This window comes from Streptomyces sp. NPDC088812, assembly GCF_044750285.1.
In the GTDB taxonomy this organism is placed as follows: domain Bacteria; phylum Actinomycetota; class Actinomycetes; order Streptomycetales; family Streptomycetaceae; genus Streptomyces.
Genome location: NZ_JBIVJP010000024.1, coordinates 140,667 through 166,949, shown reverse-complemented (window position 1 = coordinate 166,949; position 26,283 = coordinate 140,667). Strand labels below are relative to the sequence as shown.

Here is a 26,283-nt window from a genome sequence, read left to right as displayed (position 1 = left end):
GTTCCCCTCCAGAAAGCTTATGTGTTTTTCACATCCTGGCTCACAGCCTGTGGGGCCACCGCGCCGGGGCCCCCACCGTTACAGAACAAACGCGTTTCGGGACGGCGTCGTGACACCTCTAAACTGAGCCCGTGACCGACCACGCTCAGCAGCAGCCACCAGCGCCCACGACCGAACTGCCGACCCAGTACGCGCCGGCCGAGGTAGAGCGGACGCTGTACGAGCGCTGGGTGGAACGGGGTTACTTCGCCGCCGACGCGAGCAGTGACAAGCCCGCGTACACCATCGTCATCCCGCCGCCGAACGTCACCGGCTCGCTCCACCTGGGCCACGCCTTCCAGCACACCCTCATGGACGCCCTCACGCGCCGCAAGCGCATGCAGGGCTACGAGGCGCTGTGGCTGCCCGGCATGGACCACGCCGGCATCGCCACCCAGAACAAGGTCGAGCAGCAGCTCGCCGAGGAGGGCAAGTCCCGCCACGACCTGGGCCGCGAGGCGTTCGTCGAGCGCGTCTGGCAGTGGAAGGAGGAGTACGGCGGCCGGATCCTCGGCCAGATGCGGCGCCTCGGTGACGGCGTCGACTGGAGCCGTGAGCGGTTCACCATGGACGAGGGCCTGTCCAAGGCCGTCGGCACCATCTTCAAGAAGCTCTACGAGGACGAGCTGATCTACCGCGCCGAGCGCATCATCAACTGGTGCCCGCGCTGTCTGACCGCCATCTCCGACATCGAGGTGGAGTACCAGGAGGACGCCGGCGAGCTGGTCTCCATCCGGTACGGCGAGGGCGAGGACTCCCTGGTCGTCGCCACCACCCGCGCCGAGACGATGCTCGGTGACACGGCCGTCGCCGTCCACCCCGACGACGAGCGGTACCGGCACCTGGTCGGCCGCCGGATCAAGCTCCCGCTGACCGACCGGACCATCCCGGTCGTCGCCGACGAGCACGTCGACCCCGAGTTCGGCACCGGCGCCGTCAAGGTCACCCCGGCCCACGACCCGAACGACTTCGCGATCGGCCAGCGCCACGGCCTGCCCGCCATGACGATCATGGACGAGCACGGCGTCATCACCGTCCACGGTCCCTTCCTCGGCCTGGACCGCTTCGAGGCCCGCTCGGCGGTCGTCGGCGCGCTCAGGGAGCAGGGCCGGATCGTCGCCGAGAAGCGCCCCTACATGCACTCCGTGGGCCACTGCTCGCGCTGCAAGACCACGGTCGAGCCGCGGCTGTCCATGCAGTGGTGGGTCAAGGTCGGCCCGCTCGCGCAGGCCGCCGGTGACGCGGTCCGCGACGGCCGGGTCAAGATCCACCCCGAGGAGATGTCGAAGCGCTACTTCGACTGGGTCGACAACATGCACGACTGGTGCATCTCGCGCCAGCTGTGGTGGGGCCACCGCATCCCGATCTGGTACGGCCCCGACGGCGAGGTCGTCTGCGTCGGCCCCGACGAGGAGCCGCCGTCCGGCGAGGGCTGGACCCAGGACTCCGACGTCCTCGACACCTGGTTCTCCTCCGGCCTGTGGCCCTTCTCCACGCTCGGCTGGCCGGAGAAGACCCCGGACCTGGCGAAGTTCTACCCGACCGACGTCCTGCTCACCGGCCACGACATCATCTTCTTCTGGGTCGCCCGGATGATGATGTTCGGCCTGTACGCGATGGACGGCGAGGTCCCCTTCCACACCATCGCGCTCACCGGCCTGGTCCGGGACGAGTTCGGCAAGAAGATGTCGAAGTCCTTCGGCAACGTCGTCGACCCGCTCGACTGGATGGACAAGTACGGCTCCGACGCCGTCCGCTTCACCCTGGCCCGGGGCGCCAACCCCGGCGCCGACGTGCCGATCGGCGAGGACTGGGTCCAGGCGTCCCGCAACTTCGCCAACAAGATCTGGAACGCCACCCGCTTCGCGATGATGAACGGCGCCACGATCGAGGGCGACCTGCCCCCGGCCGAGGAACTGTCGCCGACCGACCGCTGGATCCTGTCGCGGCTGGGCGAGACCGTGGCGCAGGTCGACGCCTACTACGAGGACTACCAGTTCGCCAAGCTCAGCGAGGCGCTGTACCACTTCGCGTGGGACGAGGTCTTCGACTGGTACGTCGAGCTGACCAAGACCACCTTCTTCGCGGGCGGCGAGCCGGCGAAGGTCACCGGCCGGGTCCTCGGCGAGGTCCTCGACGTGCTGCTGCGGCTGCTCCACCCGGTCGTCCCGTTCGTCACCGACACCCTGTGGACGACCCTCACCGGCGGTGAGTCCCTGGTGGTCGCCGACTGGCCGAAGGACTCCGGTTTCCGCGACCGGGCGGCCGAGCGCGAGATCGAGACCCTCCAGTCCGTCATCACCGAGGTCCGCCGCTTCCGCGCCGACCAGGGCCTCCAGCCCGGCCAGCGGGTCCCGGCCCGCCTGGAGCTGGGCGGCACCGCGCTCGCCCCGCACGAGGCGGCCATCCGCCAGCTGCTGCGGCTCCAGCCGGAGGGCGAGGCCTTCTCGGCGACGGCGACCCTGCCGGTCGCGGGCGCCACGGTCGCCCTGGACCTGTCCGGCACGATCGACGTGGTGGCGGAGCGCAAGCGGCTGGCCAAGGACCTGGCCGCCGCCGAGAAGGAGAAGGCCCAGGCGAACGCCAAGCTCGGCAACGAGGCCTTCCTCGCCAAGGCGCCGGACAACGTGGTGGAGAAGATCCGCACCCGGCTGGCCAAGGCGGAGGAGGACATCGCCCGCATCCAGGCCCAGCTGGAGCGGCTGCCGCAGGCGTGAGGGTCCCGTACCCCCGTAGGTGAAGGCCCCCGGAACCCGACGGTTCCGGGGGCCTTCGCCCACCTCTGTCACCTCCCCTCCGTAGACTGGCCTCGTGAGCGAGCTCCCCCCGAACGGCAACCACGACCAGCCCGACCCCCTCGACTCCTTCGACGAGATCATCGCGGCCGAGACCGACCGCGACCCCGATCTCGCGGTCATCGAGGCGGGCAGCCGCACCCTGCGCACGCAGGGCGGTCCGCCGCAGGCCGACGTGCCGGCACGGCCCGAGGATCCCGAGATCGACAAGGCCCTGCGCGAGGTCGAGGCGGAGCTGGCCACACGGTGGGGGGAGACCAAGCTGGAGCCGTCCGTCAGCCGGATCGCCGCGCTGATGGACGTGCTGGGGGAGCCGCAGCGGTCGTACCCCTCCCTGCACATCACGGGGACCAACGGCAAGACGTCCACCGCCCGCATGATCGAGGCCCTGCTGGGCGCCTTCGAACTGCGCACCGGCCGCTACACCTCCCCCCACGTCCAGTCGATCACCGAGCGGATCAGCCTGGACGGCGCGCCCGTGTCGGCCGAGCGGTTCATCGAGACGTACCGGGACATCGAGCCGTACGTCGAGATGGTCGACCAGGCGCAGGAGTACCGGCTGTCCTTCTTCGAGGTGCTCACCGGCATGGCGTACGCGGCCTTCGCCGACGCCCCCGTCGACGTGGCCGTGGTCGAGGTCGGCATGGGCGGCTCCTGGGACGCGACCAACGTCATCGACGGGGACGTCGCCGTCGTCACCCCGATCGACCTCGACCACACCGACCGGCTCGGCGCCACGACCGCCGCGATCGCCGCCGAGAAGGGCGGGATCATCAAGCAGGACGCGACGGTCATCCTGGCCCAGCAGCCGGTCGACGCCGCCCAGGTGCTGCTGAAGAAGGCCGTCGAGGTCGACGCGACCGTGGCCCGGGAAGGGCTGGAGTTCGGCGTCGTGTCCCGCCAGGTCGCGGTCGGCGGCCAGCTGCTGACCCTGCGCGGCCTGGGCGGCGAGTACGGCGAGGTGTACCTCCCGCTGCACGGCGCCTACCAGGCGCACAACGCCGCCGTCGCGCTCGCCGCCGTCGAGGCGTTCTTCGGCGTCGGCTCCCAGCGGCCCGAGCCGCTGGACATCGACACCGTCCGCAAGGCCTTCGCCTCCGTGTCGTCACCGGGCCGCCTGGAGGTCGTACGCCGGTCCCCGACCGTCGTGCTGGACGCGGCCCACAACCCCGCGGGCGCCCGCGCCACCGCCGAGGCGGTCGGCGAGGCCTTCGACTTCAGCCGGCTGATCGGCGTGGTCGGGGCCAGCGGCGACAAGAACGTACGAGGGCTGCTGGAGGCCTTCGAGCCGATCTTCGCCGAGGTCGTGATCACCCAGAACTCCAGTCACCGCGCGATGGACGCCGACGAGCTCGCCGCGATCGCCGTCGAGGTGTTCGGCGAGGAGCGCGTCCAGGTCGAGCCGCGGCTGCCCGACGCCCTGGAGGCGGCGATCACGCTCGCCGAGGAGGAGGGCGAGTTCGCGGGCGGCGGCGTCCTCGTCACCGGTTCCGTCATCACCGTCGGGGAAGCCCGGCTGCTCCTGGGGAAGGGCTGAGGCTCACACCATGCGTACGCTCTGTTCCTCGACCCTGATCGGCGAGTTCTTCGTCATCGGCTTCGCCGGTCTGGTCGCCATGAAGGATCCCGACCTGTCCATGACCACGGTGTGGACGGTGTGCGGTGTCGCGATGCTGCTGAGCGTGCTGCTGTGCGGCATGGTCACCCGGCCCGGGGGCGTCGCCCTCGGCTGGGCCCTGCAGATCGCCCTGGTCGCCTCCGGCTTCTTCGTCCCCATGATGTTCGTCCTGGGCGTGCTCTTCGGAGCCCTGTGGTGGGCGTCCGTGCACTACGGCCGGAAGATCGACGAGGCGAAGGCCCGCTTCGCCGCACAGGCCGGTTCCACCCCTGACGCTGTGTGACGGGCGCACGGACACGCCCTGTAATCTCGTCCCACCGCACACCGGCAGCAGAAGGAGCCCCCCGTGAGCCAGCGCACCCTCGTCCTCCTCAAGCCCGACGCCGTCCGTCGTGGCCTGACCGGCGAGATCATCAGCCGTATCGAGCGCAAGGCCGACTGGCGGATCACGGCGCTGGAGCTGCGCACGCTGGACCAGGAGACCCTGGAGCAGCACTACGGCGAGCACAAGGGCAAGCCCTTCTACGAGCCGCTGGTGGAGTTCATGTCCTCCGGCCCGGTCGTGGCGCTGATCGTCGAGGGTGAGCGGGTCATCGAGGGCGTGCGCGCGCTGGCCGGCCCCACCGACCCGATCGCCGCCGCCCCCGGCTCCATCCGCGGCGACTACGGCGTCATCGTCCGCGAGAACCTGATCCACGCCTCCGACTCCGAGGAGTCCGCGGAGCGCGAGGTGAAGATCTTCTTCCCGGCCCACGCGTAGCCCACAGGGCGCCGCGCGCGACGCTCCGGGGAGCTGGAGCGCCGAGGGGCCCGCGAAATTTTCGTGCAACTTTTTGACGGCGCGTCAGTTCACCTGTCCGCCCGACCGAGGACGGCCGTACCTTTTCGGCCGTCCTTCGGTATATGCGTGCCGATCGGGGGAACGCGTTCCCCCGATGGCCCGTCTCCACAAGCGAGGCGTCACGGCATCTGCTGACAATGGCGAAGACCCTCGCGCAGTGTTCGTGCAAGCGCGTTTACGATGTAAGCCTTCACGTCACAGCACCCACCTCGCCGACCTGAAAAGCCCTCAAAAGCTCATGGGAAGGCCAGTCGAATCCTGATGGGGAACTCAATGTCGTTCATCGGCCGTGACATGGCTGTCGACCTCGGGACCGCCAACACGCTGGTGTACGTCAGGGGTCGCGGGATCGTACTCAACGAGCCGTCCGTCGTCGCGATCAACACCAACACCGGTGGCATCCTCGCGGTCGGCGCCGAAGCCAAGAAGATGATCGGCCGGACCCCTGGCAACATCGTGGCCGTGCGTCCCTTGAAGGACGGGGTCATCGCCGACTTCGAGATCACCGAGCGCATGCTCCGCTACTTCATCCTGAAGATCCACAAGCGGCGGTACCTCGCCCGGCCGCGCGTCGTCGTCTGCGTCCCCTCCGGCATCACAGGCGTCGAGCGCCGCGCCGTCATCGAGGCGTCGACCCAGGCCGGCGCCCGGCAGGTGCACATCATCGAGGAGCCCATGGCGGCGGCCATCGGCTCCGGCCTGCCGGTCCACGAGGCCACCGGCAACATGGTGGTGGACATCGGCGGCGGCACCACCGAGGTCGCGGTCATCTCGCTCGGCGGCATCGTCACCGCCCAGTCCATCCGGGTCGCGGGCGACGAGCTGGACAACGCGATCATCCAGCACATCAAGAAGGAGTACAGCCTCCTCCTGGGTGAGCGCACGGCCGAGCAGATCAAGATCACCATCGGTTCGGCGTACGACCTCGACACCGACGAGCACACCGAGATCCGCGGCCGCGACCTGGTCTCCGGGCTGCCCAAGACCGTCGTCATCTCCGCCGCGGAGGTGCGCAAGGCGATCGAGGAGCCCGTCAACGCCATCGTCGACGCCGTGAAGACCACGCTCGACAAGTGCCCGCCGGAGCTGTCCGGCGACATCATGGACCGCGGAATCGTTCTGACCGGCGGCGGCGCCCTGCTGCGCGGTCTGGACGAACGGCTGCGGCGCGAGACCGGAATGCCGATCCACATCGCCGAGGACCCGCTGGACAGCGTGGCGCTCGGATCCGGCAAGTGCGTCGAGGAGTTCGAGGCGCTCCAGCAGGTCCTGGACGCCGCACCCCGCAGATGACGTAACGCTTCGATTCCGCCGTACGAGATGATCGCCTCTCGTGCGGCGGATCGTTGATATAGAGGCATAAGATCCGCAAAGAGCCTCGAAACATCCCATACGGCGCCCCTCGGATTTCTCCGGGGGGCGACCGGAATTCCCGATTCCTATGAGAAGGGCACGGCCGCCGCACGTGAGGGACACACGAGAGAGCCGGCTGCTCCTGGTGCTGCTGATCGCCGTCGCGTTCGCACTGATCACGGTCGACATCCGCGGTGGCGAGGACTCCCCGGTCGACGGTGCCCGGCGGGCCGCGGCCGCGGTCCTCGGCCCGGTCGAGAACGGGGTGGCCTCGGCGGTCGACCCGGTCGGCAACGCCGTCTCCGCGGTCCGCGACTCCGGCGAACGCCACGACCGGCTCGCCGAACTGGAGCAGGAGAACGCGGCCCTCAAGGCGAAGCTCGGCAGCGACGACCGCAACCGCAGCCGCCTGGCGCAGCTCGACAAGATGCTGCGGACCGCCGGCGCCGGCCAGTACGGCATCAAGGGTGCCGAGGTCATCGCGATAGGAGCGGCCCAGGGCTTCTCCTGGACCGTCACCATCGACATCGGCGCCGACGACGGCATCGAGCGGGACATGACCGTGCTCAACGGCGACGGACTCGTCGGCCGGGTGACGACCGTGGGCCCGGACACCGCCACCGTCCTCCTCGCCAACGACCCCGACTTCACCGTCGGTACGCGCATGGAGGCCGGCGACGAGCTCGGCTTCGCCTCCGGACAGGGCGACCGCCCGCTGCGCGTCGAACTCCTCAACGGCAAGGCCGAGGTGAAGAAGGGCGACCGGCTCGTCACCTTCGGCTCGCAGGCCGACAAGCCGTTCGTCCCCGGCGTCCCCGTCGGCGTGGTCTCCCGCGTCGACCCCTCCGGCGGCGACCTGACCCGCACCCTCTACGTCACGCCGTACGTCAGCTTCACCAAGCTCGACATCGTCGGTGTCGTCGTCGAGGCCCCGAAGAAGGACCCCCGCGACACCGTGCTCCCCGCGAAGCCCCAACCGGTCCCCACGCCCACGGTGACCGTCACGGTCACCCCGGACGCGAACGCACCCGCCGACGGCCAGGACGAGCAGTAGGAGCTGACTACCATGCGCGTCAACCGGATCCTGCTCTCCGTCCCGCTGATCGCCGTCGCCCTGGTGGTCCAGGTGAGCGTCCTCGCCCGCCTCCACCTCCCCGGCGCCGTCCCCGACCTGCTCCTCCTCACCGTCCTGGGCCTGGCCATGGTGTACGGCCATGTCAGCGGCGCCCTCATCGGCTTCGGCGCCGGCCTGCTCGCCGACCTCGCCCCGCCCGCCGACCACGCGGCCGGCCGCTACGCCCTCGTGCTGTGCGTGATCGGCTACCTCGCCGGTCTCGTCAAGCCGGAGACCGGGCAGATCAAGTCGGCCACCGGCCCCATGGTCGTGGTCGTCGCCGCCGCGGTCGGCTCCACCCTGCTGTACGCGGGGGTCGGCGCCCTCGTCGGCGACACCACCGCCCGCCATGTGGGCCTCACCGGGCTGCTGTTCTCGGCGGCCCTGTACGACCTGCTGCTCGCCCCGTTCGTCGTGCCCGCCGTGATGTGGCTGGCCCGGCGCGCGGAGAACGACCCGCTGGCCGACACCAACGCCGCCCAGAAGGCCGACATCTCCTCCGGGTGGCTCGCCTCCGGCACCGGTCTGCGGATCGGCGGCCAGCGGGGCGGCCTGAAACTGCGGGCCGCGCGCTCCCGGGTCGCCCGCGCCGGACGGATCAAGGGGGTCAAGCGGCTGTGAACGCGGGGGAGTTCACCCGAACAGGGAGGGCCCGGCCGGTCACCCCAGTCCCGGGGCCGGCCCGGGAGGTCACCCGAACGGGGCCGGCCGGGGAGTTCACCCGAACGGGGCCGGCCCGGGAGTTCACCCGAACGGGGAAGTTCCGGCGGAACGAGGCCGCACCGGCCCGTCGTTCATCATTCGTCCGCGCACAGACGTTCGCGCGCTGAGAGGGGGAGACAGCCGCAGTGACCAACATTCCCGAGACCGGGCGGACCCCACGCGTCCAGATCCGGCTCGTCGTGATCCAGATCCTCGTCCTCTCCCTCCTCGGCACCCTCGGCGGCCGCCTGTGGTACCTCCAGATCCGGGAGGGCGCGGAGTACGCCAAGGAGGCCTCCGGCAACCACGTGCAGCAGGTCGTCGAGCCCGCGGTGCGCGGCTCCATCCTGGACGCGCGCGGAGTGCCGCTCGCGGACAACGAGACCCGGCTGGTCGTCTCCGCCTCCCGCACCGACCTGCTGAAGCAGAAGGACGACGGCAAGGCCGTCCTCACCAAACTCGCGGGCGTCCTCGGCATGTCCCCCGAGGAGGTCATGCAGAAGGTCCGGCTGTGCGACGCGGAGACCCCCCAGCCCTGCTGGAACGGCTCGCCGTACCAGCCCATCCCCATCACCGACGAGGCCACGCCCAAGCAGGCCCTCCAGATCCGTGAGCGCGCCGAGGACTTCCCCGGCATCACCGCGGAGCCCGAGGCCGTGCGCCGCTACCCGAGCCCCGGCAAGGCCAACACGGCCCAGGTCCTCGGCTACCTCTCCCCGGTCACCGACGAGGAGATCACCGAGGCCCAGGACACCGACTCGCCCTTCCTCCGCTCCGACCAGGTCGGCCGCAGCGGCCTGGAGCGCCAGTACGACAAGGAACTGCGCGGCAAGGCCGGCGTCACCCGGTACGAGGTCGACAATCTCGGCCGCGTCATCGGCGAGGCCGAGGCCACCCCGGCCGAGCCCGGCTCCAACCTCGTCACCAGCATCGACGCCCGCGTGCAGCGGGTCGCCGAGTACGAGCTGAACGAGGCGATGAAGGAGGCCCGCAAGCAGCTCGACCGCAACACCGGGGTCAACTACAAGGCCGACGCCGGAGCGGTCGTCGTGATGGAGGCCAAGACCGGCCGCGTCGTCGCCATGGCGTCCAACCCGACGTACGACCCGAACGCGTGGGTCGGCGGCATCTCCGCCAAGGACTACCAGCAGCTGACCGGCAAGTCCTCCAACTACCCGCTGCTCAACCGGGCCATACAGGGCCAGGCGGCGCCCGGCTCCATCTTCAAGGTGGTCTCCACGGCCGCCGCGGTCGAGGCCGGCTACGACTTCGACGGCCGCTACGACTGCTCCAGCTCGTACTCGGTCGGCGGCCAGGTCTTCAAGAACTTCGAGTCGGCGAACTACGGCCCCATCAGCCTCGGCCGCGCCCTGGAGGTCTCCTGCGACACCGTCTTCTACCGGCTCGCCCACAGCCAGTGGCAGAAGGACGGCGGCATCGACCCGAAGGCGAAGCCCAACGACTACTTCTTCAAGGCCGCCCACCAGTTCGGCCTCGGCGAGGAGACCGGTATCGACCTGCCCAACGAGGTCACCGGCCGCGTCCCCGACCGCGAGTGGAAGCAGTCGTACTGGGAGGCCAACAAGGACGCCTGGTGCAAGACGGGGAAGAAGGACGGCAGTTACGTCGAGAAGATCGCGTACGAGAACTGCCTCGAGGGCAACAAGATGCGCGCCGGTGACGAGATCAACTACTCCATCGGCCAGGGCGACACCCTCGTGACCCCGATCCAGATGGCCACCATCTACGCGGCCATCGCCAACGGGGGCACCCTCTACGACCCGACGGTCGGCAAGGCGATCGTCAGCGCCGACGGCAAGACCGTGACGGAGATCGAGCCCCAGTCGCACGGCAAGCTGCCGGTCACCCAGAAGACGCTGGCCCAGATGGACGAGGCCCTCGAGGGCGTGGCCACCCGCGGTACCGCCGCCTGGCGCTTCGGCGGCTGGCCCCAGGACGAGATCCCGATGCACGCCAAGACCGGTACCGCCGAGGTCTACGGCAAGCAGACGACGTCCTGGTTCGCCACGTACACCGAGGACTACACCATCGTCATGACGATCTCCCAGGGTGGTACGGGCTCCGGCGCCTCGGGCCCGGCCGTGCGCAACATCTACGACGCGCTGTACGGCGTGTCCGACGACGGCACCATCAACAAGGAGAACGCGCTGCTGCCCACCCCGCTGAAGGACCTGCCGAAGATCAAGACGGACGGCACCATCGCCTCCCCGAAGATCTCCACGGACCCGGCCAAGGAGCAGCAGGCCAGCCAGAAGGCCACCGAGGAGGGCGCGCCCACGGACAACGGGACGCAGCCCGCCGCGACCGTGGCCTCGCCCGAGGCGGACAACCGTGACACCCGGCGGCGACGGCGCGGGCGAGGAAGCCGGAGGAAGTGCACATGACCGGCGCGAACAGCTTCTCCGTCTCCGGGTACGGGCCCGAGCGGGCCGGCTGGACGCGGCTCCTCGCCCGCGACTCGATGGCCCGGCGGCTGGACTGGCCGATACTGCTGTCGGCCGTCGCCCTGTCGCTGATCGGCTCGCTGCTGGTGTACTCGGCGACCCGCAACCGCACCGAGATCAACCAGGGCGACCCGTACTACTTCCTGCTCCGGCATCTGATGAACACCGGCATCGGGCTCGCCCTGATGGTCGGTACGGTCTGGCTCGGCCACCGCACCCTGCGCAACGCGGTGCCGGTCCTCTACGGGCTGTCGGTCCTGCTGATCCTGCTGGTGCTCACCCCGCTCGGCTCCACCGTCAACGGCGCGCACTCGTGGATCGTGCTCGGCGGGGGCTTCTCGCTCCAGCCCTCGGAGTTCGTGAAGATCACGATCATCCTCGGCATGGCGATGCTGCTGGCGGCCCGGGTCGACGCCGGCGACAAGCCCTACCCCGACCACCGCACGGTGCTCCAGGCCCTCGGCCTCGCCGCCGTCCCCATGCTGATCGTGATGCTCATGCCCGACCTGGGCTCGGTCATGGTCATGGTGATCATCGTGCTGGGGGTGCTGCTGGCCTCGGGCGCCTCCAACCGCTGGGTCTTCGGCCTGCTCGGCGCGGGCGCGACCGGCGCGGTCACGGTGTGGCAGCTGCACATCCTGGACGACTACCAGATCGCCCGCTTCGCGGCCTTCGCCAACCCCAGCCTCGACCCGGCGGGCGTCGGCTACAACACCAACCAGGCCCGGATCGCGATCGGCTCGGGCGGACTGACCGGGTCCGGGCTGTTCCAGGGGTCCCAGACCACCGGCCAGTTCGTCCCCGAGCAGCAGACGGACTTCGTCTTCACCGTGGCGGGCGAGGAACTCGGCTTCGTGGGCGGTGGCCTGATCATCGTTCTGCTGGGCGTCATCCTCTGGCGTTCCTGCCGCATCGCCCGTGAGACGAGCGAGCTGTACGGCACGATCGTCGCCGCCGGGATCGTCGCCTGGTTCGCCTTCCAGGCCTTCGAGAACATCGGCATGACGCTCGGCATCATGCCGGTCACCGGTCTTCCGCTGCCGTTCGTGTCGTACGGAGGCTCGTCGATGTTCGCGGTGTGGGTGGCGGTGGGACTGCTGCAGTCGATCCGGGTCCAACGGCCCATGTCCGCGTGAGCGGTTCGCGACACGGTCGGTCGAGCACCTGATCCGGGGCCGATCCGGGCCGATCCGGGGCCGGAGGGCACTGCCCTCCGGCCCCGGCTTGCCACTAGATTCGGTTCATGGCGGAGACGAGACGCGAGATCGAGCGCAAGTACGAATCCGACGACAGTGGACTGCCCGACCTGACCGGCGTCGCCGGGGTCGCGGCCGTACTCGACCAGGGCATCGCCGAACTGGACGCCGTCTACTACGACACCGCCGACGAACGCCTCGCCGCCGCCTCCCTCACCCTGCGCCGCCGCACCGGCGGCTCCGACGCGGGCTGGCACCTGAAGGTCCCGGTCGCCCCGGGCGTCCGCGACGAGATCCGCGCACCGCTGTCCGACACCGTCCCGGACCTCCTGGCCGGCCTGGTCCGCTCCCGGGTCCGGGACGCCGAGCTGGTCCCGGTGGTCCGGCTGCGTTCCGCCCGGGACGTGCGCGAGCTCTTCGACGCGGAGGGCCGGCTGCTCGCCGAGGTCAGTGCGGACGCCGTCCGGGCGGACCGGCTGACCGGCGCCGGCGGCTCCGCCCGGTGGACCGAGATCGAGGTCGAACTCGCCGACGGCGGCGACCCCGCCTTCCTCGACCAGGTGGAGCGAGAGCTGCGCGCGGCGGGCGTACGGCCGTCCCGGTCGGCGTCGAAACTGGCGCGGGCGCTGGCGGAGACCCGGCCCGGGAGGACGGAAGCCGCCTCGGGAGCGGGGCGTGGACCGTCCGCCGTCGAGCCCGTGACCGCGGGCGACCACGTCCTGGCCTACCTCCGCGCCCAGCGGGACGCCCTCGTCGAGCTCGACCCGGCCGTCCGCCGGGACCTTCCCGACTCCGTGCACCGCATGCGCGTCGCCACCCGCCGCGCCCGCAGCGCCCTCCGGTCCCACGCCAAGGTCCTCGACCGCTCCGTCACCGGCCCCGTCGGCGAGGAACTGAAGTGGCTCGCCGGGGAGCTGGGAGTGGACCGGGACCAGGAGGTGCTCCTGGAGCGGCTGACGGCCGCCGTGGACCGGCTGCCCGCCCCGTCGGCCACCGGCCCGGTCCGCGCCCGTCTGCGCACCTGGTCGCAGGCGCGCGGCGGGGGCTCCCGCCGGCGACTGACCACCGTCCTGGACGGCGGGCGGTACCTGGCGCTGCTGGACGCGCTGGACCGGCTGGTGGACGAACCGCCGCTGCTTCCGGCCGCCGCCGGTGAGCCGTCGAAGGTGATCGCCAGGGCCGTGCGCAAGGACTTCGGGCAGGTGACGGCCCTCGTCGAGGAGGCGCTCGGACACCCCGCCGGGCCGGAGCGCGACCTGGCGCTGCACGAGGCCCGCAAGAAGGCCAAGCGGACCCGCTACGCGGCGGAGGCGGCGGTGCCGGCGCTCGGCGAGCCCGCCGCCGACCTCGTCCGGCAGATGAAGTCACTCCAGGAACTGCTCGGCGACCACCAGGACAGCGTGATGACCCGCGAGGCCCTGCGCGACCTCGCCGCCCAGGCGCACGCGGCGGGGGAGGACGCCTTCGCCTACGGCCTGCTGTACGGCCGGGAGGAGCGGCGGGCGGAGCTCGCGGAGGCGGCGCTGCCCGGGGCGTGGGCGGTGATCAGGGGGAGAACGGCGGTCCGGGAGGCGCCTGCGGGCGGGTTAGGCTAGATGGTCACCCGTCCCCCAGCCTCCGGCCGGGGGGTACCCCCAGTCAGCTCACAAAGGTTCCCCCGATGTCTGTCGAGTCGGTGTTCCCGCAGCTCGAAGCCCTGCTCCCGCATGTGCAGAAGCCGATCCAGTACGTGGGCGGCGAGCTGAACTCCACCGTCAAGCCCTGGGACGACTGTGACGTCCGCTGGGCACTGATGTACCCGGACGCGTACGAGGTCGGTCTGCCCAACCAGGGCGTCATGATCCTCTACGAGGTCCTGAACGAGCAGGAGGGCGTCCTCGCCGAGCGCACCTACAGCGTGTGGCCGGACCTGGAGGCGCTGATGCGGGAGCACGCCGTCCCGCAGTTCACGGTGGACAGCCACCGGCCGGTGAAGGCGTTCGACGTGTTCGGCCTCTCCTTCTCCACGGAGCTCGGCTACACCAACATGCTCACGGCCCTGGACCTCGCCGGGATCCCCCTGGAGTCCAAGGACCGGGGGCTCGACGACCCGATCGTGCTGGCCGGCGGACACGCCGCCTTCAACCCGGAGCCCATCGCCGACTTCATCGACGCGGCGATCATCGGCGACGGCGAGCAGGCCGTGCTCGACATGACGAAGATCATCCGTGAGTGGAAGGCGGAGGGGCGCCCCGGAGGCCGCGAGGAGGTCCTGTTCCGCCTGGCGAAGACGGGATCGGTGTACATCCCGGGGTTCTACGACGTCGAGTACCTCGCCGACGGCCGTATCGCCCGTGTCGTACCGAACAAGTCGGGCGTGCCGTGGCGCGTGTCGAAGCACACCGTCATGGACCTCGACGAGTGGCCGTACCCCAAGCAGCCGCTGGTGCCGCTCGCCGAGACGGTCCACGAGCGTATGTCGGTGGAGATCTTCCGCGGCTGCACCCGAGGCTGCCGCTTCTGCCAGGCGGGCATGATCACCCGCCCGGTCCGCGAGCGCTCCATCACCGGCATCGGCGAGATGGTCGAGAAGGGCCTGAAGGCGACGGGCTTCGAGGAGGTGGGCCTGCTCTCCCTGTCCTCCGCGGACCACTCGGAGATCGGTGACATCGCGAAGGGCCTGGCGGACCGCTACGAGGAGGACAAGATCGGCCTGTCCCTCCCGTCGACCCGGGTGGACGCCTTCAACGTCGACCTGGCGAACGAGCTGACCCGCAACGGCCGCCGCTCGGGTCTGACGTTCGCGCCGGAGGGCGGCAGCGAGCGCATGCGCAAGGTCATCAACAAGATGGTCTCGGAGGAGGACCTGATCCGCACGGTCTCCACCGCGTACGGCAACGGCTGGCGCCAGGTGAAGCTGTACTTCATGTGCGGCCTGCCGACGGAGACCGACGAGGACGTCCTCCAGATCGCCGACATGGCGATGAACGTGATCGCCGAGGGCCGCAAGGTGTCCGGCCAGAACGACATCCGCTGCACGGTCTCGATCGGCGGCTTCGTCCCCAAGCCCCACACCCCGTTCCAGTGGGCGCCGCAGCTCTCCGCCGAGGAGACGGACGCCCGCCTGGAGAAGCTCCGGGACAAGATCCGCGGCGACAAGAAGTACGGCCGTTCGATCGGCTTCCGCTACCACGACGGCAAGCCCGGCATCGTCGAGGGCCTGCTCTCCCGCGGCGACCGCCGGATCGGCGCGGTCATCCGCGCCGTCTACGAGGACGGCGGCCGCTTCGACGGCTGGCGCGAGCACTTCTCCTACGACCGCTGGATGAGCTGCGCGGACAAGGCGCTGGCCGCCTTCGGCGTGGACGTCGACTGGTACACCACCCGTGAGCGCACCTACGAGGAGGTCCTTCCCTGGGACCACCTCGACTCCGGTCTGGACAAGGACTGGCTCTGGGAGGACTGGCAGGACGCCCTCGACGAGACGGAGGTCGAGGACTGCCGCTGGACGCCGTGCTTCGACTGTGGTGTCTGCCCGGCGATGGACACGAGCATTCAGATCGGTCCCACGGGCAAGAAGCTGCTGCCGCTGTCGGTGAAGCAGCCGGCCGGGACCGGACACTCCCACTGAGGCTCAGCACCGAGCCCCCTGCCCGACGGGCGGGGGGCTCAGTGCTGTCGGCGTGGACGTGCTGTTCGCTCAGCTGTTGTCGTCGCCCGGCTGCGGGGAGTTCAGGGGTAGCCAGGCCAGCGCCGGGGGAGCGGGGTCGGGACAGGTCAGGGTGGCCGGAGTGTTGCTGCTGTGGCTCTCGGTGCAGATGATCTCGTAGACCAAGCCCGTGGTGGTCAGGACGTCGATCTTGATGCCCGCGAGATCCTGGTTCCCCTGGCTGTGCTCGTTGACGGAGACGCCGCAGACCTCGCCCGTGTCGCCGCCGTCCGGGTAGCCCGTCCGGGTGCTGAGGTCGGTCCACCTCAGGGTGTGGTTCTCTCCGGGGCGGACGTCCCGGATCCCGGCGTAGGTGTTGCCGTCGCTCACCGCGGCGCGGACCTCGTAGACCTGCTGGTCCTGGAAGCCGTCGATGTCGGCGCACGGCCCGGTGGCACCCGGCTGCCCCTGGTCGCCCTTGGGACCCGGCTCTCCCTGGACGCCGGGCTCTCCCTGGACGCCGGGTTCGCCCTGCGGACCCACCTCGCCCTGCGGACCCGGCTCACCCTGGACGCCGGGTTCGCCCTGCGGGCCCACCTCGCCCTGCGGGCCGGTTTCGCCCTGGGGTCCCGGTTCTCCCTGAGGTCCGGGAGGGCCCGGAGGTCCGGGAGGGCCCGGGGGGCCCTGCTCGCCCTTGCACTCCTTACCGCCGGACGGCCCGGCCTTCGAACCGGCCTTCGGTGCGGCCTTCGCGCCGGTCCTGCCGGGCTTGACCGGTTGTCCGGGCTTTCCCTTCCCCGGCTTGACCGGCTTGACCGGTTCGCAGGGGTGGTGGTCGCCCGTGCCGGCCTCCGCCGAGGCCGCCAGGTTCCCCGTGCCCGGCGCCGCCGCCGTGGCCGGGCTCATCAGGCCGGTCGCCAGGACCAGCGCGAGCGAGGCGACCGTACCCGCCCTCGCGCACGTGTGCCCGGCCGACGGCCCCAGACGTGAAGCCGCCGGTCTCCGCCGCGAAGTGGTCGTAGGCGTCCTGAAGACAGGACTCATCTGTGTGCTCCTTGCCTCAACCGGTTCGAGTGGTGCCCCGAATCCGGATGCGAGCTTGACCGGGACGCTGAGCGTCCAGCCGGTTTCCGGCTCGGAACGCGCCCATTGATCGACATATCGGACTAATCAGATGGGTACTGATGGGTGGTCGCCCGGCGGGGAGCGGCCGCGCACGCCCCGTGGCGCGCGTCGCCCGACTCGTCGCCGCAGGGCGTTCCCCCTGTTCCGCCGCCCGCGCGGGATCCGCGCGGGCGGTTGTGGCGTCTACCCGTACATGGACCTCGACAAGCCGCCCGCCCGACCGCCCGCGCAGCCGCCGTCCGAGGGGTGCCTCGTGGTCGCGATCCGGCTGCCCGTGCGGATCGTCGCGCTCGTGCTGGTCCTGCCGGTGCGGATGGCGTGGGACGCGCTCGTCGTCGCCGGCCGCTTCCTGCGGGACACGGTGCTGCGGCCCGTCGGCCGGGCCCTGCTGTGGCTGGGCAGGGTCCTGTTCGTCCTGCCGCTCGTCGGCCTGTGGCGGTACGTCGTCGTCCCCGCCGGACGGGCGCTTCGACTGCTCGGGAAGGTGCTGGTCGTCATCCCCCTGGTGGCGTGCCACCGCCATGTCCTCACGCCCGTCGGCCACGCCGTCGCCTGGCTGGTCCGGGCGGTCGGCGCGGTCCTCGCCCTGCTGTACGCGCGCGTGCTCACCCCGGTCGGCACCGGCCTCGGCGCGGCGCTCGTCCGGCTGGCGCGGTACCTGGTCGCCGTCCCCGCCCGCGCGGTGTACACGTGGGTGCTCATGCCGGTCGGCCGGGCGATCACCTGGTGCGCACGGGGGGTCCTGTGGGTGCTGAGCGCGCTCGTCTCCGGGCTCGGCCGGGTCCTGTACCGGACGGCCCGCATCCTGCTCGTCCTGCCCGCGGTCGCGCTGTGGAGCCGGGTCCTCGCACCCGTCGGCCGACTCCTCGCCGTCGTCGTGCGGGAGGTGGGGGACGCCCTCGGGCACGCCTGGCGGATCGCGGGGCACGTCTCGCTCGTCGTGGGACGCTTCCTGGCGACCCTCTTCCGGTGGATCTTCGTGGAGCCGGTGCGCCGGTTGTACCGGACCGTGCTGACCCCGGTGGGACACGTCGTCCGTGACACCGTCCTGCGGCCGGCGGCCGATGCCGTCCGCGCCGCGGGCCGGGTCGCCGGCCAGGCCCTGACCGCCGCCCGGCAGTCCGTACGGCAGGCGCGCGCGGACGTCCGGCGGATGCTCTTCGGCGAGGCCCCGGAGCGGGAAGGCGCGGCCCGCGGGGAACCTTCCGCCCGTGGGACACGTACTCTTGGTAGCAGTACGACCGCTCTCACGAAGGACTGAACGACACTGGGCAAGCGACAGCCCGAAGGCCCGCCGCCCGCACCCGCGGTGCAGCGCATCCGACTGCGCTACACCAAGCGCGGCCGCCTCCGGTTCACCAGCCACCGTGACTTCCAGCGCGCCTTCGAGCGCGCGTTGCGCCGTGCCGAGGTGCCGATGGCGTACTCGGCGGGGTTCACGCCGCACCCGAAGGTGTCGTACGCCAATGCCGCACCCACCGGCACGGGCAGCGAGGCGGAGTACCTGGAGATCGCGCTCACCGAGGCGCGGGATCCGCAAGCGCTGCGTGAGCTCCTCGACGAGTCGCTGCCCACCGGGCTCGACGTGATCGAGGCGGTCGAGGCCCGCACCACGGGGCTCGCCGACCGGCTCACGGCCTCCGTGTGGGAACTGCGCCTGCCCGGCGTGGACCCCGCGGACGCCGACCGCGCGGTGGCGGCCTTCAACGGGGCCGACACCGTCGAGGTCCAGCGCCTCACCAAGAACGGCGTCCGCACCTTCGACGCCCGCCCCGCCGTCGTACGGCTGGAAACGCACCTGCCACCGGCTGATAGGCCTATCGACCAGCCCTGTGCGATACTGCGGCTGGTGGTTCGGCACGTGACGCCTGCCGTACGACCCGACGACGTCCTGTCCGGTCTCCGCGCCGTGGCCGACCTGGCGCCGCCGGTCCCCGCAGCGGTGACCAGGCTGGCGCAGGGGCTGTTCGATGAAGAGACCGGCGCGGTGACCGACCCGCTCGCGCCCGACCGCGAGGCAGCCGAGGCCCACTCAACGGCCGAACCGACTGCCGCCGCGAAGGCGTCGGCGTAAGGAAGGTTCCGCACAGGGACGGACGTCGTAGCGCCGCCCTCGTACTCGGGAGCCACCTGGGTCGGGCAGCGCACCGACCAGAAGACTTTCGCCAGGCCGTACGCAACATGGCGTACGGAACCGGCGAGACAAGACACAGAGAGCTCCCGTGCGGCGGCCGCGCCCCGGACGGCGGCACCGCGCACAGCGCGAGCCGCGGACGTCAACGGCGATCGACGAGGTCGATGCCGGACCAGGTGCGGCGCCCGGGAGCCTGACGGGAGATACACCCGCATGCTCGAGCCGACCGAACCCATCGAGTCCGTGACGGACTCCGCATCGAACAACACCCCCAGCGACACCCTGCCGCCGCGCCGTCGGCGCCGTGCCGCTTCCCGCCCGGCCGGTCCGCCGGCCGCCACCACCGACACCCCGGCCGAGACGGTCGCGCCGGCCATACCGGCCACCGAGTCCGTCGCCGATCTGGTGACGGACACCAGCGACGAGGAGAAGGCGGACGAGACGGTCGAGGCCGTCGAGGCCGTCGAGACCGCTGTGGCGGAGCCGGTCGTCGAGGCGGCGCCCGCGCGTCCGCGTCGTCGTGCCACGCGTCGGGCGTCCGCGCCCGCCGGGGCTCCGGTGTCGGCCGAGGCCGCCGAGGCGGCCGAGACCGTGGTGCCCGCGGTGGCCGCCGAGACCGCTGAGACGGTCGAGGCTGTCGAGGCCGTGGAGACCGCTGTGGCGGAGCCGGTCGTCGAGGCGGCGCCCGCGCGTCCGCGTCGTCGTGCCACGCGTCGGGCGTCCGCGCCCGCCGGGGCTCCGGTGCCGGCCGAGGCCGCCGAGACCGTGGTGCCCGCGGTGGCCGCCGAGGAGGCGGAGCAGGCCGCCCCGTCCGCCGGTGCGCCCGCCGAGAAGGCCGTCGAGGAGCCGGCCGCCGAGGCCGCGCCCGCGCGTCCCCGCCGCCGCGCCACCCGCCGGGTCGCCGCGCCCGCAGCCGCGCCGCAGACCGCCGAGGGTGAGACGGAGACCGCGCCCCGGACCGAGGCCGCGGCCGCCGTCGCCGAGCCGGCCGTGAGCGCCGGGACGGAGGCCCCCGCCGAGACGCCCGCCGCCGAGGAGGCCGCACCGCGCCGCACCCGTCGTCGGGCCACGCGCCGCGTGTCCGCGCCCGCCGAGACCGGTGAGGCCGCCGCCGAGACGGCCGAGGCCGGCACCGCTCCCGAGGCCGCCGCGGCCCAGCAGCCCGCCGCCGCTGCCGAGCGGCCCGCCGCCGAGCCGGTCGCGGCCCCCGAGGCCACCCAGCCGGTCCGCACCCCCGAGACCACGGCCCCCGCCGCACCGGCCGACGAGGACGCCGCTCCGCGCCGTGCGCGCCGGCGCGTCGTCCGCAAGGCCGCCGGCGGCTTCTCCGAGCCCCCGCGGCCGGCCGGCGAGGACGCCGACGCGCCGCGGCGCCCGGCACGTCCCGCCGTCGCCGTGTTCCAGGCGCCCGTGTTCACCGAGCCCCGCTTCCAGACGCCGCAGCGCGCGGCGGCCGAAGCGGCCGCCGCCGAGGCGGAGGCCGTCGAGCCGGAGGAGGCCGTCGCACCCGCCGAGGCCGCGGCGCCCGCGGCGCCCGCGGCGCCCGCCGCGCCTGTCGCGCCCGCCGTGTCCGTCGAGGAGCTTCCCGAGGAGGCGGCCGGTCCGCGCCGTCGCCGCCGTCGCCGCAGCGCCGGCGCCGGTGACGAGAGCGCCGAGCCCGCGCAGAGCGCCGCCGTGCCCGCCGCCGTGCCCGCCGCCGTGGAGGAGGAGGCGGAGCCGGAGGAGGACGACGAGGCCGCCGAGGACGTCGTCGAGGGCGACGACGAGACCGACGAGGGCGGTTCGCGCCGTCGCCGCCGCCGGGGCGGCCGTCGCCGCCGCCGTGGCGAGTCCGCCGACGGAGAGGCCGGGGACGGCGAGTCCGACGACCTCGCCGCCGAGCAGGCCGCGCAGGACGCCGAGGACACCGCCGAGCAGGAGGAAGAGGACGCCGAGGAGGGACACCTCGACGAAGCGGGCGGCTCCACCGCCGGCAGCCGTCGCCGCCGCCGTCGTCGCCGCCGTGCCGGGGACACCTCCGCCGACGGCGAGCCGGGCGAGGGCGACCCCGAGCGCACGGTCGTCAAGGTGCGCGAGCCGCGCAAGGCGAGCGAGCCGTCCGACGAGGTGCAGTCCATCAAGGGCTCGACCCGTCTGGAGGCCAAGAAGCAGCGCCGGCGTGAGGGCCGTGAGCAGGGCCGCCGCCGCGTCCCGATCATCACCGAGGCCGAGTTCCTGGCCCGCCGCGAGGCCGTCGAGCGCGTGATGGTCGTCCGGCAGCACGGCGACCGCACCCAGATCGGCGTCCTGGAGGACGGCGTGCTCGTCGAGCACTACGTCAACAAGGAGCAGTCGACGTCGTACGTCGGCAACGTCTACCTGGGCAAGGTCCAGAACGTCCTGCCGTCGATGGAGGCCGCCTTCATCGACATCGGCAAGGGCCGCAACGCCGTCCTGTACGCCGGCGAGGTCAACTTCGAGGCGCTGGGCATGGCCAACGGGCCGCGCCGCATCGAGTCCGCCCTGAAGTCCGGCCAGTCGGTCCTGGTACAGGTCACCAAGGACCCGATCGGACACAAGGGCGCCCGGCTGACCAGCCAGGTCTCCCTCCCCGGCCGCTACCTCGTGTACGTGCCCGAGGGCTCGATGACCGGCATCAGCCGCAAGCTGCCCGACACCGAGCGGGCCCGGCTGAAGAGCATCCTCAAGAAGATCGTCCCCGAGGACGCGGGCGTCATCGTGCGCACCGCCGCCGAGGGCGCGAGCGAGGACGAGCTGCGCCGGGACGTCGAGCGGCTCCAGGCGCAGTGGGAGGACATCCAGAAGAAGGCCAAGAGCGGCAACGCCCCGACGCTGCTCTACGGCGAGCCGGACATGACCGTCCGGGTCGTGCGCGACATCTTCAACGAGGACTTCACCAAGGTCGTCGTCAGCGGCGACGACGCGTGGTCGACGATCCACGGGTACGTGTCGCACGTCGCGCCGGACCTCGCCCAGCGGCTGTCCCGGTGGACCTCCGAGGTCGACGTCTTCGCCACGTACCGGATCGACGAGCAGCTCGCCAAGGCGCTGGACCGCAAGGTCTGGCTGCCCAGCGGCGGCTCGCTGGTGATCGACCGGACCGAGGCGATGGTCGTCATCGACGTCAACACCGGCAAGTTCACCGGCCAGGGCGGCAACCTGGAGGAGACGGTCACCAGGAACAACCTGGAGGCGGCCGAGGAGATCGTGCGCCAGCTGCGGCTGCGCGACCTCGGCGGCATCATCGTGATCGACTTCATCGACATGGTGCTGGAGTCCAACCGGGACCTGGTGCTGCGGCGCCTGCTGGAGTGCCTGGGCCGGGACCGCACGAAGCACCAGGTCGCCGAGGTGACCTCGCTGGGCCTGGTCCAGATGACCCGCAAGCGGGTCGGGCAGGGGCTGCTGGAGTCCTTCTCCGAGACCTGTGTGCACTGCAACGGCCGCGGTGTCATCGTCCACGTCGACCAGCCGTCCGCCGCCGGCGGCGGTGGTGGCAAGCGCAAGAAGCGCGGCCGCGGCGCGGACGGGCAGGCTCCCGACCACGAGCACGAGGCCGTGGCCGCCGAGACCCCGGTGACCATCGCCGAGGAGAGCGAGAGCGAGGCCGAGGTCGCCGCCGAGGCGGCCGCGCCGGTCGCGCTGGAGGCCCCCGACTTCGCGCCCGACGAGGAGCTGTACAGCAGCGTCGCCGAGGCGGAGGCCGCGGCCACGCGCGGTCGCGGCCGTCGCCGGGCGAGCCGTCGGGCGTCCGCCCCGGCGGGCACGCCGAGGGGCTCCGCCGCGCCGAGGGCCGCCGTGTCCGAGGCGCCGGCCGAGCCGGCCACGGCGGGTGCCGAGACGGTCCCCACCGCTCAGGACGTCACCGCCGAGGAGGAGGCCGAGCGTCCGGTGCAGCCGGCCGAGGCCGTCGCCGCGCAGGCCGAGCCGGCCGCCGTCGAGGACCCGGTCGTCGAGGCCCCGGCCGCCGCCGAGGAGGCCGCGCCCAAGGGCCGCACGCGCCGTCGGGCCACCCGCAAGGTGTCCGCTCCGGCCGGTTCCCCCGAGGGGGCCGAGGCCGCCGTCGTGACGGTCGCCGAGACCGCGCCGGCGCAGGCCGAGGCCCCGGCCGAGCCCGCGCCCGAGGCGCAGGCCCCTGCGGAGGCCGTCGCCGAGCCGGTCGCCGAGAGCGCGGCGCCGGCCCGTCCGCGGCGCCGGGCCGTGCGCAAGGCGACGGCGCCCACCGCGTCCCAGGAGACGGCCGTCGTGGTCGTCCCGTCGGCCGCGGCGGACGCTCCGGCGGAGTCCCCGGCGCAGGCCCCCGCGGAGTCCCCGGCCGAAGCCCCGGCCGAGGCTCCCGCTCAGGCCCCGGCCGAAGCGGTGACCGAGGCGCCGGCGGCGGAGTCGGCCGAGGAGCCGGCCGAGTCCGCCCCGGCCAAGAAGGCCGCCGCCCGCAAGACGGCCAAGAAGGCCACCGCCAAGAAGGCCGCCACCAAGAAGACCGTGGCCAAGAAGACCGCCACGGCCGCGAAGAAGACGGCCGCCAAGAAGACGACGGCCAAGAAGGCCGCCAAGACGGTGGCGAAGAAGACGGCGGCGGCGCAGCAGAGCGCCCCCTCCGTGTCGGCGGCCACGGAGGACTGACGGTCCCGCCGGCCTCCGGGCCGGCGCGGTTGCCGGTGGTGCGACGACGGCGGTGCGGGGAACCCGGTGCGATACCGGGCGACCCGCGCCGCCGCGTGTTTCGCCGCTCGTTACCGAGCGCGTTACCCTGTGTCCTGCTTGTGATGGAGGGCACCCCCGAGGGGGTTTCTCTGTGGTAACCCTGGGGAAAGTCACTGTGTCTGTGCTGGTAACGTGAGCGCCGGTCTCGGTGGCCACAGCCATGCGCACCGTGACCACAGCCGAACTGCACGTCCGGTCCTTCAGCCCGGATACGGCTGTCTTCCCGCAAGGAACCCTCGGGGGCGGGGTCCTGTGTACAAGCCGTTCGCCCGCCCACAGGCTGCGGTGAACACCCGGGGATGCGGCCGTGCCCAGTTCGACGCGGTCCCTTCCCGATCATGCACGACGCGCCTTCGAGGTCGCCGTAGAGGAGGGGATGTCGATGACCGACGCCCATGAGTTCATACCGGCCGCCAAGCCTGTGATCGACGAGGAGGAGATCGAGGCCGCGGTGCGCGTGCTGCGCAGCGGCCGGGTCGTCCAGGGTCCCGAGGTGGCCGCCTTCGAGGAGGAGTTCTCGGAGCTGGTCGCCGGGCGGCACTGCGTCGCGGTCAACTCCGGCACCTCCGCGCTGCACCTGGCCCTCATGGCGCTGGGCATCGGTCCGGGCGACGAGGTCATCGTGCCGTCGTTCTCCTTCGCGGCATCCGCCAACGTGGTCCGGCTGGTCGGCGCCGACGTCGTCTTCGCCGACATCGAGGCCGACACCTTCTGTCTGGACCCGGCGGCCTTCGAAGCGGCGATCACCCCGCGCACCGCGGCGGTCATGCCGGTCCACCTGTACGGCCACCCGGCCGCGATGGACCGGATCATGGCGATCGCCGCGCAGCACGGGCTCGCCGTCGTCGAGGACGCCTGCCAGGCGCACGCGGCGGCGCAGCACGGCACGCCGGTCGGCGCCTTCGGCGCCGCGGGCACCTTCAGCTTCTACCCGACCAAGAACATGCACAGCCTCGAGGGCGGCATGATCAGCACGGCCGACGCGGAGGTCGCCCGGACCCTGCGCCTGCTGCGCAACCAGGGCATGGAGCAGCGCTACGCCAACGAGATCGTCGGCGCCAACGTGCGCATGACGGACGTCTCCGCCGCGATCGGCCGGGTGCAGCGGACCAAGGTCGAGGGCTGGACCGAGCAGCGCATCGCCAACGCCGCGTACCTCACCGAGCACATCTCCGCGCCGCACGTGGTGACGCCGAAGCCGGCCGAGGGCGCCCGCCACGTGTACCACCAGTACACCGTGCGCATCCGGGGCGACCGCGACGCCGCCATGGCGAAGCTGACCGAGGCGGGCATCGGCAACGCCGTGTACTACCCGACCCCGATCCACCGGCTCAAGCCGTTCTGGGAGCCGGACCAGAAGGCCGGCCGCACCTGGGACCTGCCGGAGACGGAACGCGCGGCCGCCGAGGTCGTGTCCCTGCCGGTCCACCCCGCGCTGACCCGGCAGGACCTGGACCGCATCGTCACCGCCGTGAACGCGCTGGGAGAGCAGCTGTGAGCAAGCCGCTGCGGGCCGGACTCGTCGGCCTCGGTTCGATGGGGCGTCACCACGCCCGTGTGCTGTCCGGTCTGGACGGCGTCGAGCTGGTCGGCGTCGTCGACCCGATGGGCGACACGTTCGGCGCCGCGCAGGGCGCCCCCGTCCTGGACACCGTCCAGGAGCTGATCGCCCTCGGGATCGACTACGCCGTCGTGGCCTGTCCGACCCACCTGCACGAGGAGGTCGGTCTGGCGCTCGCCGAGGCCGGCGTCTGCGCGCTGATCGAGAAGCCGGTCGCCGACACCGTCGAGGGAGCCCGCCGGCTCGTCGACGCGTTCGAATCGCGGGGTCTGGTGGCCGGCGTCGGCCACATCGAGCGGTGCAACCCGGCGCTGCGCTCGCTGCGCGCCCGCCTGGAGGCCGGCGAGCTCGGCGACGTCTACCAGGTCGTCACCCGCCGCCAGGGCCCGTTCCCGCACCGGATCGCCGACGTCGGCGTGGTCAAGGACCTGGCCACGCACGACATCGACCTCACGGGCTGGGTGACGGGCCGCCAGTACGTGTCCATCGCCGCGCACACCGTCTCCAAGAGCGGCCGTGAGCACGAGGACATGGTCTCCGCGGTCGGCCGCCTGGACGACGGCACCATGGTCAACCACCTGGTCAACTGGCTGAGCCCGCTCAAGGAGCGGTTCACGTCCGTCACCGGTGAGCGCGGCTGCTTCATCGCCGACACCCTCACCGCCGACCTGACGTTCCACTCCAACGCGGCAGTGACCACCGAGTGGGAGGCCCTGCGCGCCTTCCGCGGTGTCTCCGAAGGTGACATGATCCGCTACGCCATCCCGAAGCGGGAGCCGCTGCTCGTCGAGCACGAGCTGTTCCGGGACGCAGTGCTCGGCAAGGACGCCGACATCTGCACCCTGCGCCAGGGCATGCGGACCGTCGAGGTCGCGGCCGCGGTGCTGCTGTCGGCGACGGAGAACCGCAGTGTGTCCCTTCATCCGGAGGACCTGGCCGTCCATGGCAGCTGAGCGTCACCCGTGGGGGGAACGGCACGCGCTCGGCGGGACTCCTATGTTCTGTGAG

Annotated in this window: 17 protein-coding genes; 16 read left to right on the top strand and 1 reads right to left on the bottom strand. The window is 72.0% G+C overall.

Features of this window, described 5'->3' with window-relative positions:
- The first annotated feature begins 131 nt into the window (after window positions 1–131).
- The 11 genes from ACIP67_RS34555 to ACIP67_RS34505 all read left to right on the top strand — a co-directional run bounded on the left by ACIP67_RS34555 (window position 132) and on the right by ACIP67_RS34505 (window position 15,733).
- The gene (locus ACIP67_RS34555) at window positions 132–2,756 is read left to right on the top strand and encodes a valine--tRNA ligase (RefSeq protein ID WP_401697177.1); all 2,625 of its coding nucleotides are present in this window, start codon (window positions 132–134) and stop codon (window positions 2,754–2,756) included.
- 94 nt (window positions 2,757–2,850) lie between these two features.
- Window positions 2,851–4,371 (top strand): bifunctional folylpolyglutamate synthase/dihydrofolate synthase, encoded by a 1,521-nt coding sequence (locus ACIP67_RS34550; protein ID WP_401697175.1) that lies wholly within the window; start codon window positions 2,851–2,853, stop codon window positions 4,369–4,371.
- Window positions 4,372–4,381: 10 nt separating this feature from the next.
- The gene (locus tag ACIP67_RS34545) at window positions 4,382–4,735 is read left to right on the top strand and encodes a DUF4233 domain-containing protein (RefSeq protein WP_389512360.1); all 354 of its coding nucleotides are present in this window, start codon (window positions 4,382–4,384) and stop codon (window positions 4,733–4,735) included.
- A 63-nt stretch (window positions 4,736–4,798) separates the two neighbouring features.
- Window positions 4,799–5,212 (top strand): nucleoside-diphosphate kinase, encoded by a 414-nt coding sequence (gene ndk / locus ACIP67_RS34540; protein WP_389512359.1) that lies wholly within the window; start codon window positions 4,799–4,801, stop codon window positions 5,210–5,212.
- 354 nt (window positions 5,213–5,566) lie between these two features.
- The gene (locus ACIP67_RS34535) at window positions 5,567–6,586 is read left to right on the top strand and encodes a rod shape-determining protein (protein ID WP_110628156.1); all 1,020 of its coding nucleotides are present in this window, start codon (window positions 5,567–5,569) and stop codon (window positions 6,584–6,586) included.
- Between the two features lie 172 nt (window positions 6,587–6,758).
- Window positions 6,759–7,700 (top strand): rod shape-determining protein MreC, encoded by a 942-nt coding sequence (gene mreC, locus ACIP67_RS34530; RefSeq protein ID WP_401697174.1) that lies wholly within the window; start codon window positions 6,759–6,761, stop codon window positions 7,698–7,700.
- A gap of 12 nt (window positions 7,701–7,712) precedes the next feature.
- Window positions 7,713–8,381, top strand: a complete 669-nt coding sequence (gene mreD / locus ACIP67_RS34525; protein ID WP_401697173.1) for a rod shape-determining protein MreD — start codon at window positions 7,713–7,715, stop codon at window positions 8,379–8,381.
- A gap of 227 nt (window positions 8,382–8,608) precedes the next feature.
- A complete protein-coding gene (mrdA, locus tag ACIP67_RS34520; RefSeq protein WP_401697172.1) occupies window positions 8,609–10,867 on the top strand; it encodes a penicillin-binding protein 2 in 2,259 nt (752 codons plus the stop codon).
- Window positions 10,864–12,063: a rod shape-determining protein RodA gene (gene rodA / locus ACIP67_RS34515; protein WP_401697171.1), complete on the top strand. Its 1,200-nt coding sequence runs from the start codon at window positions 10,864–10,866 to the stop codon at window positions 12,061–12,063. Before mrdA ends, rodA begins: the two co-directional genes overlap by 4 nt.
- A gap of 107 nt (window positions 12,064–12,170) precedes the next feature.
- A complete protein-coding gene (locus ACIP67_RS34510; RefSeq protein ID WP_401697169.1) occupies window positions 12,171–13,718 on the top strand; it encodes a CHAD domain-containing protein in 1,548 nt (515 codons plus the stop codon).
- Window positions 13,719–13,783: 65 nt separating this feature from the next.
- Window positions 13,784–15,733, top strand: coding sequence for a TIGR03960 family B12-binding radical SAM protein (locus ACIP67_RS34505; RefSeq protein ID WP_401697168.1), 1,950 nt, complete (start codon window positions 13,784–13,786; stop codon window positions 15,731–15,733).
- Window positions 15,734–15,802: 69 nt separating this feature from the next.
- On the opposite strand, the gene ACIP67_RS34500 is transcribed toward ACIP67_RS34505, so the two are convergent.
- Window positions 15,803–16,795, bottom strand: a complete 993-nt coding sequence (locus ACIP67_RS34500) for a hypothetical protein (RefSeq protein WP_401697166.1) — start codon at window positions 16,793–16,795, stop codon at window positions 15,803–15,805.
- Window positions 16,796–17,069: 274 nt separating this feature from the next.
- Here ACIP67_RS34500 and ACIP67_RS34495 point away from each other — a divergent pair, with 274 nt between their 5' ends.
- The 5 genes from ACIP67_RS34495 to ACIP67_RS34475 all read left to right on the top strand — a co-directional run bounded on the left by ACIP67_RS34495 (window position 17,070) and on the right by ACIP67_RS34475 (window position 26,228).
- The gene (locus ACIP67_RS34495) at window positions 17,070–18,137 is read left to right on the top strand and encodes a hypothetical protein (RefSeq protein WP_401697165.1); all 1,068 of its coding nucleotides are present in this window, start codon (window positions 17,070–17,072) and stop codon (window positions 18,135–18,137) included.
- 48 nt (window positions 18,138–18,185) lie between these two features.
- The gene (locus ACIP67_RS34490) at window positions 18,186–18,950 is read left to right on the top strand and encodes a TIGR03936 family radical SAM-associated protein (protein ID WP_401697163.1); all 765 of its coding nucleotides are present in this window, start codon (window positions 18,186–18,188) and stop codon (window positions 18,948–18,950) included.
- Window positions 18,951–19,223: 273 nt separating this feature from the next.
- Window positions 19,224–23,633, top strand: coding sequence for an Rne/Rng family ribonuclease (locus ACIP67_RS34485; RefSeq protein WP_401697161.1), 4,410 nt, complete (start codon window positions 19,224–19,226; stop codon window positions 23,631–23,633).
- 463 nt (window positions 23,634–24,096) lie between these two features.
- Window positions 24,097–25,212 carry a DegT/DnrJ/EryC1/StrS family aminotransferase gene (locus ACIP67_RS34480; RefSeq protein WP_401697159.1) on the top strand — a complete coding sequence of 372 codons (1,116 nt, stop codon included), beginning with the start codon at window positions 24,097–24,099 and terminating at the stop codon, window positions 25,210–25,212.
- Window positions 25,209–26,228 carry a Gfo/Idh/MocA family protein gene (locus ACIP67_RS34475; protein WP_401697157.1) on the top strand — a complete coding sequence of 340 codons (1,020 nt, stop codon included), beginning with the start codon at window positions 25,209–25,211 and terminating at the stop codon, window positions 26,226–26,228. The genes ACIP67_RS34480 and ACIP67_RS34475 overlap by 4 nt, the downstream gene beginning before the upstream one ends.
- The last annotated feature ends 55 nt before the right edge of the window (window positions 26,229–26,283 follow it).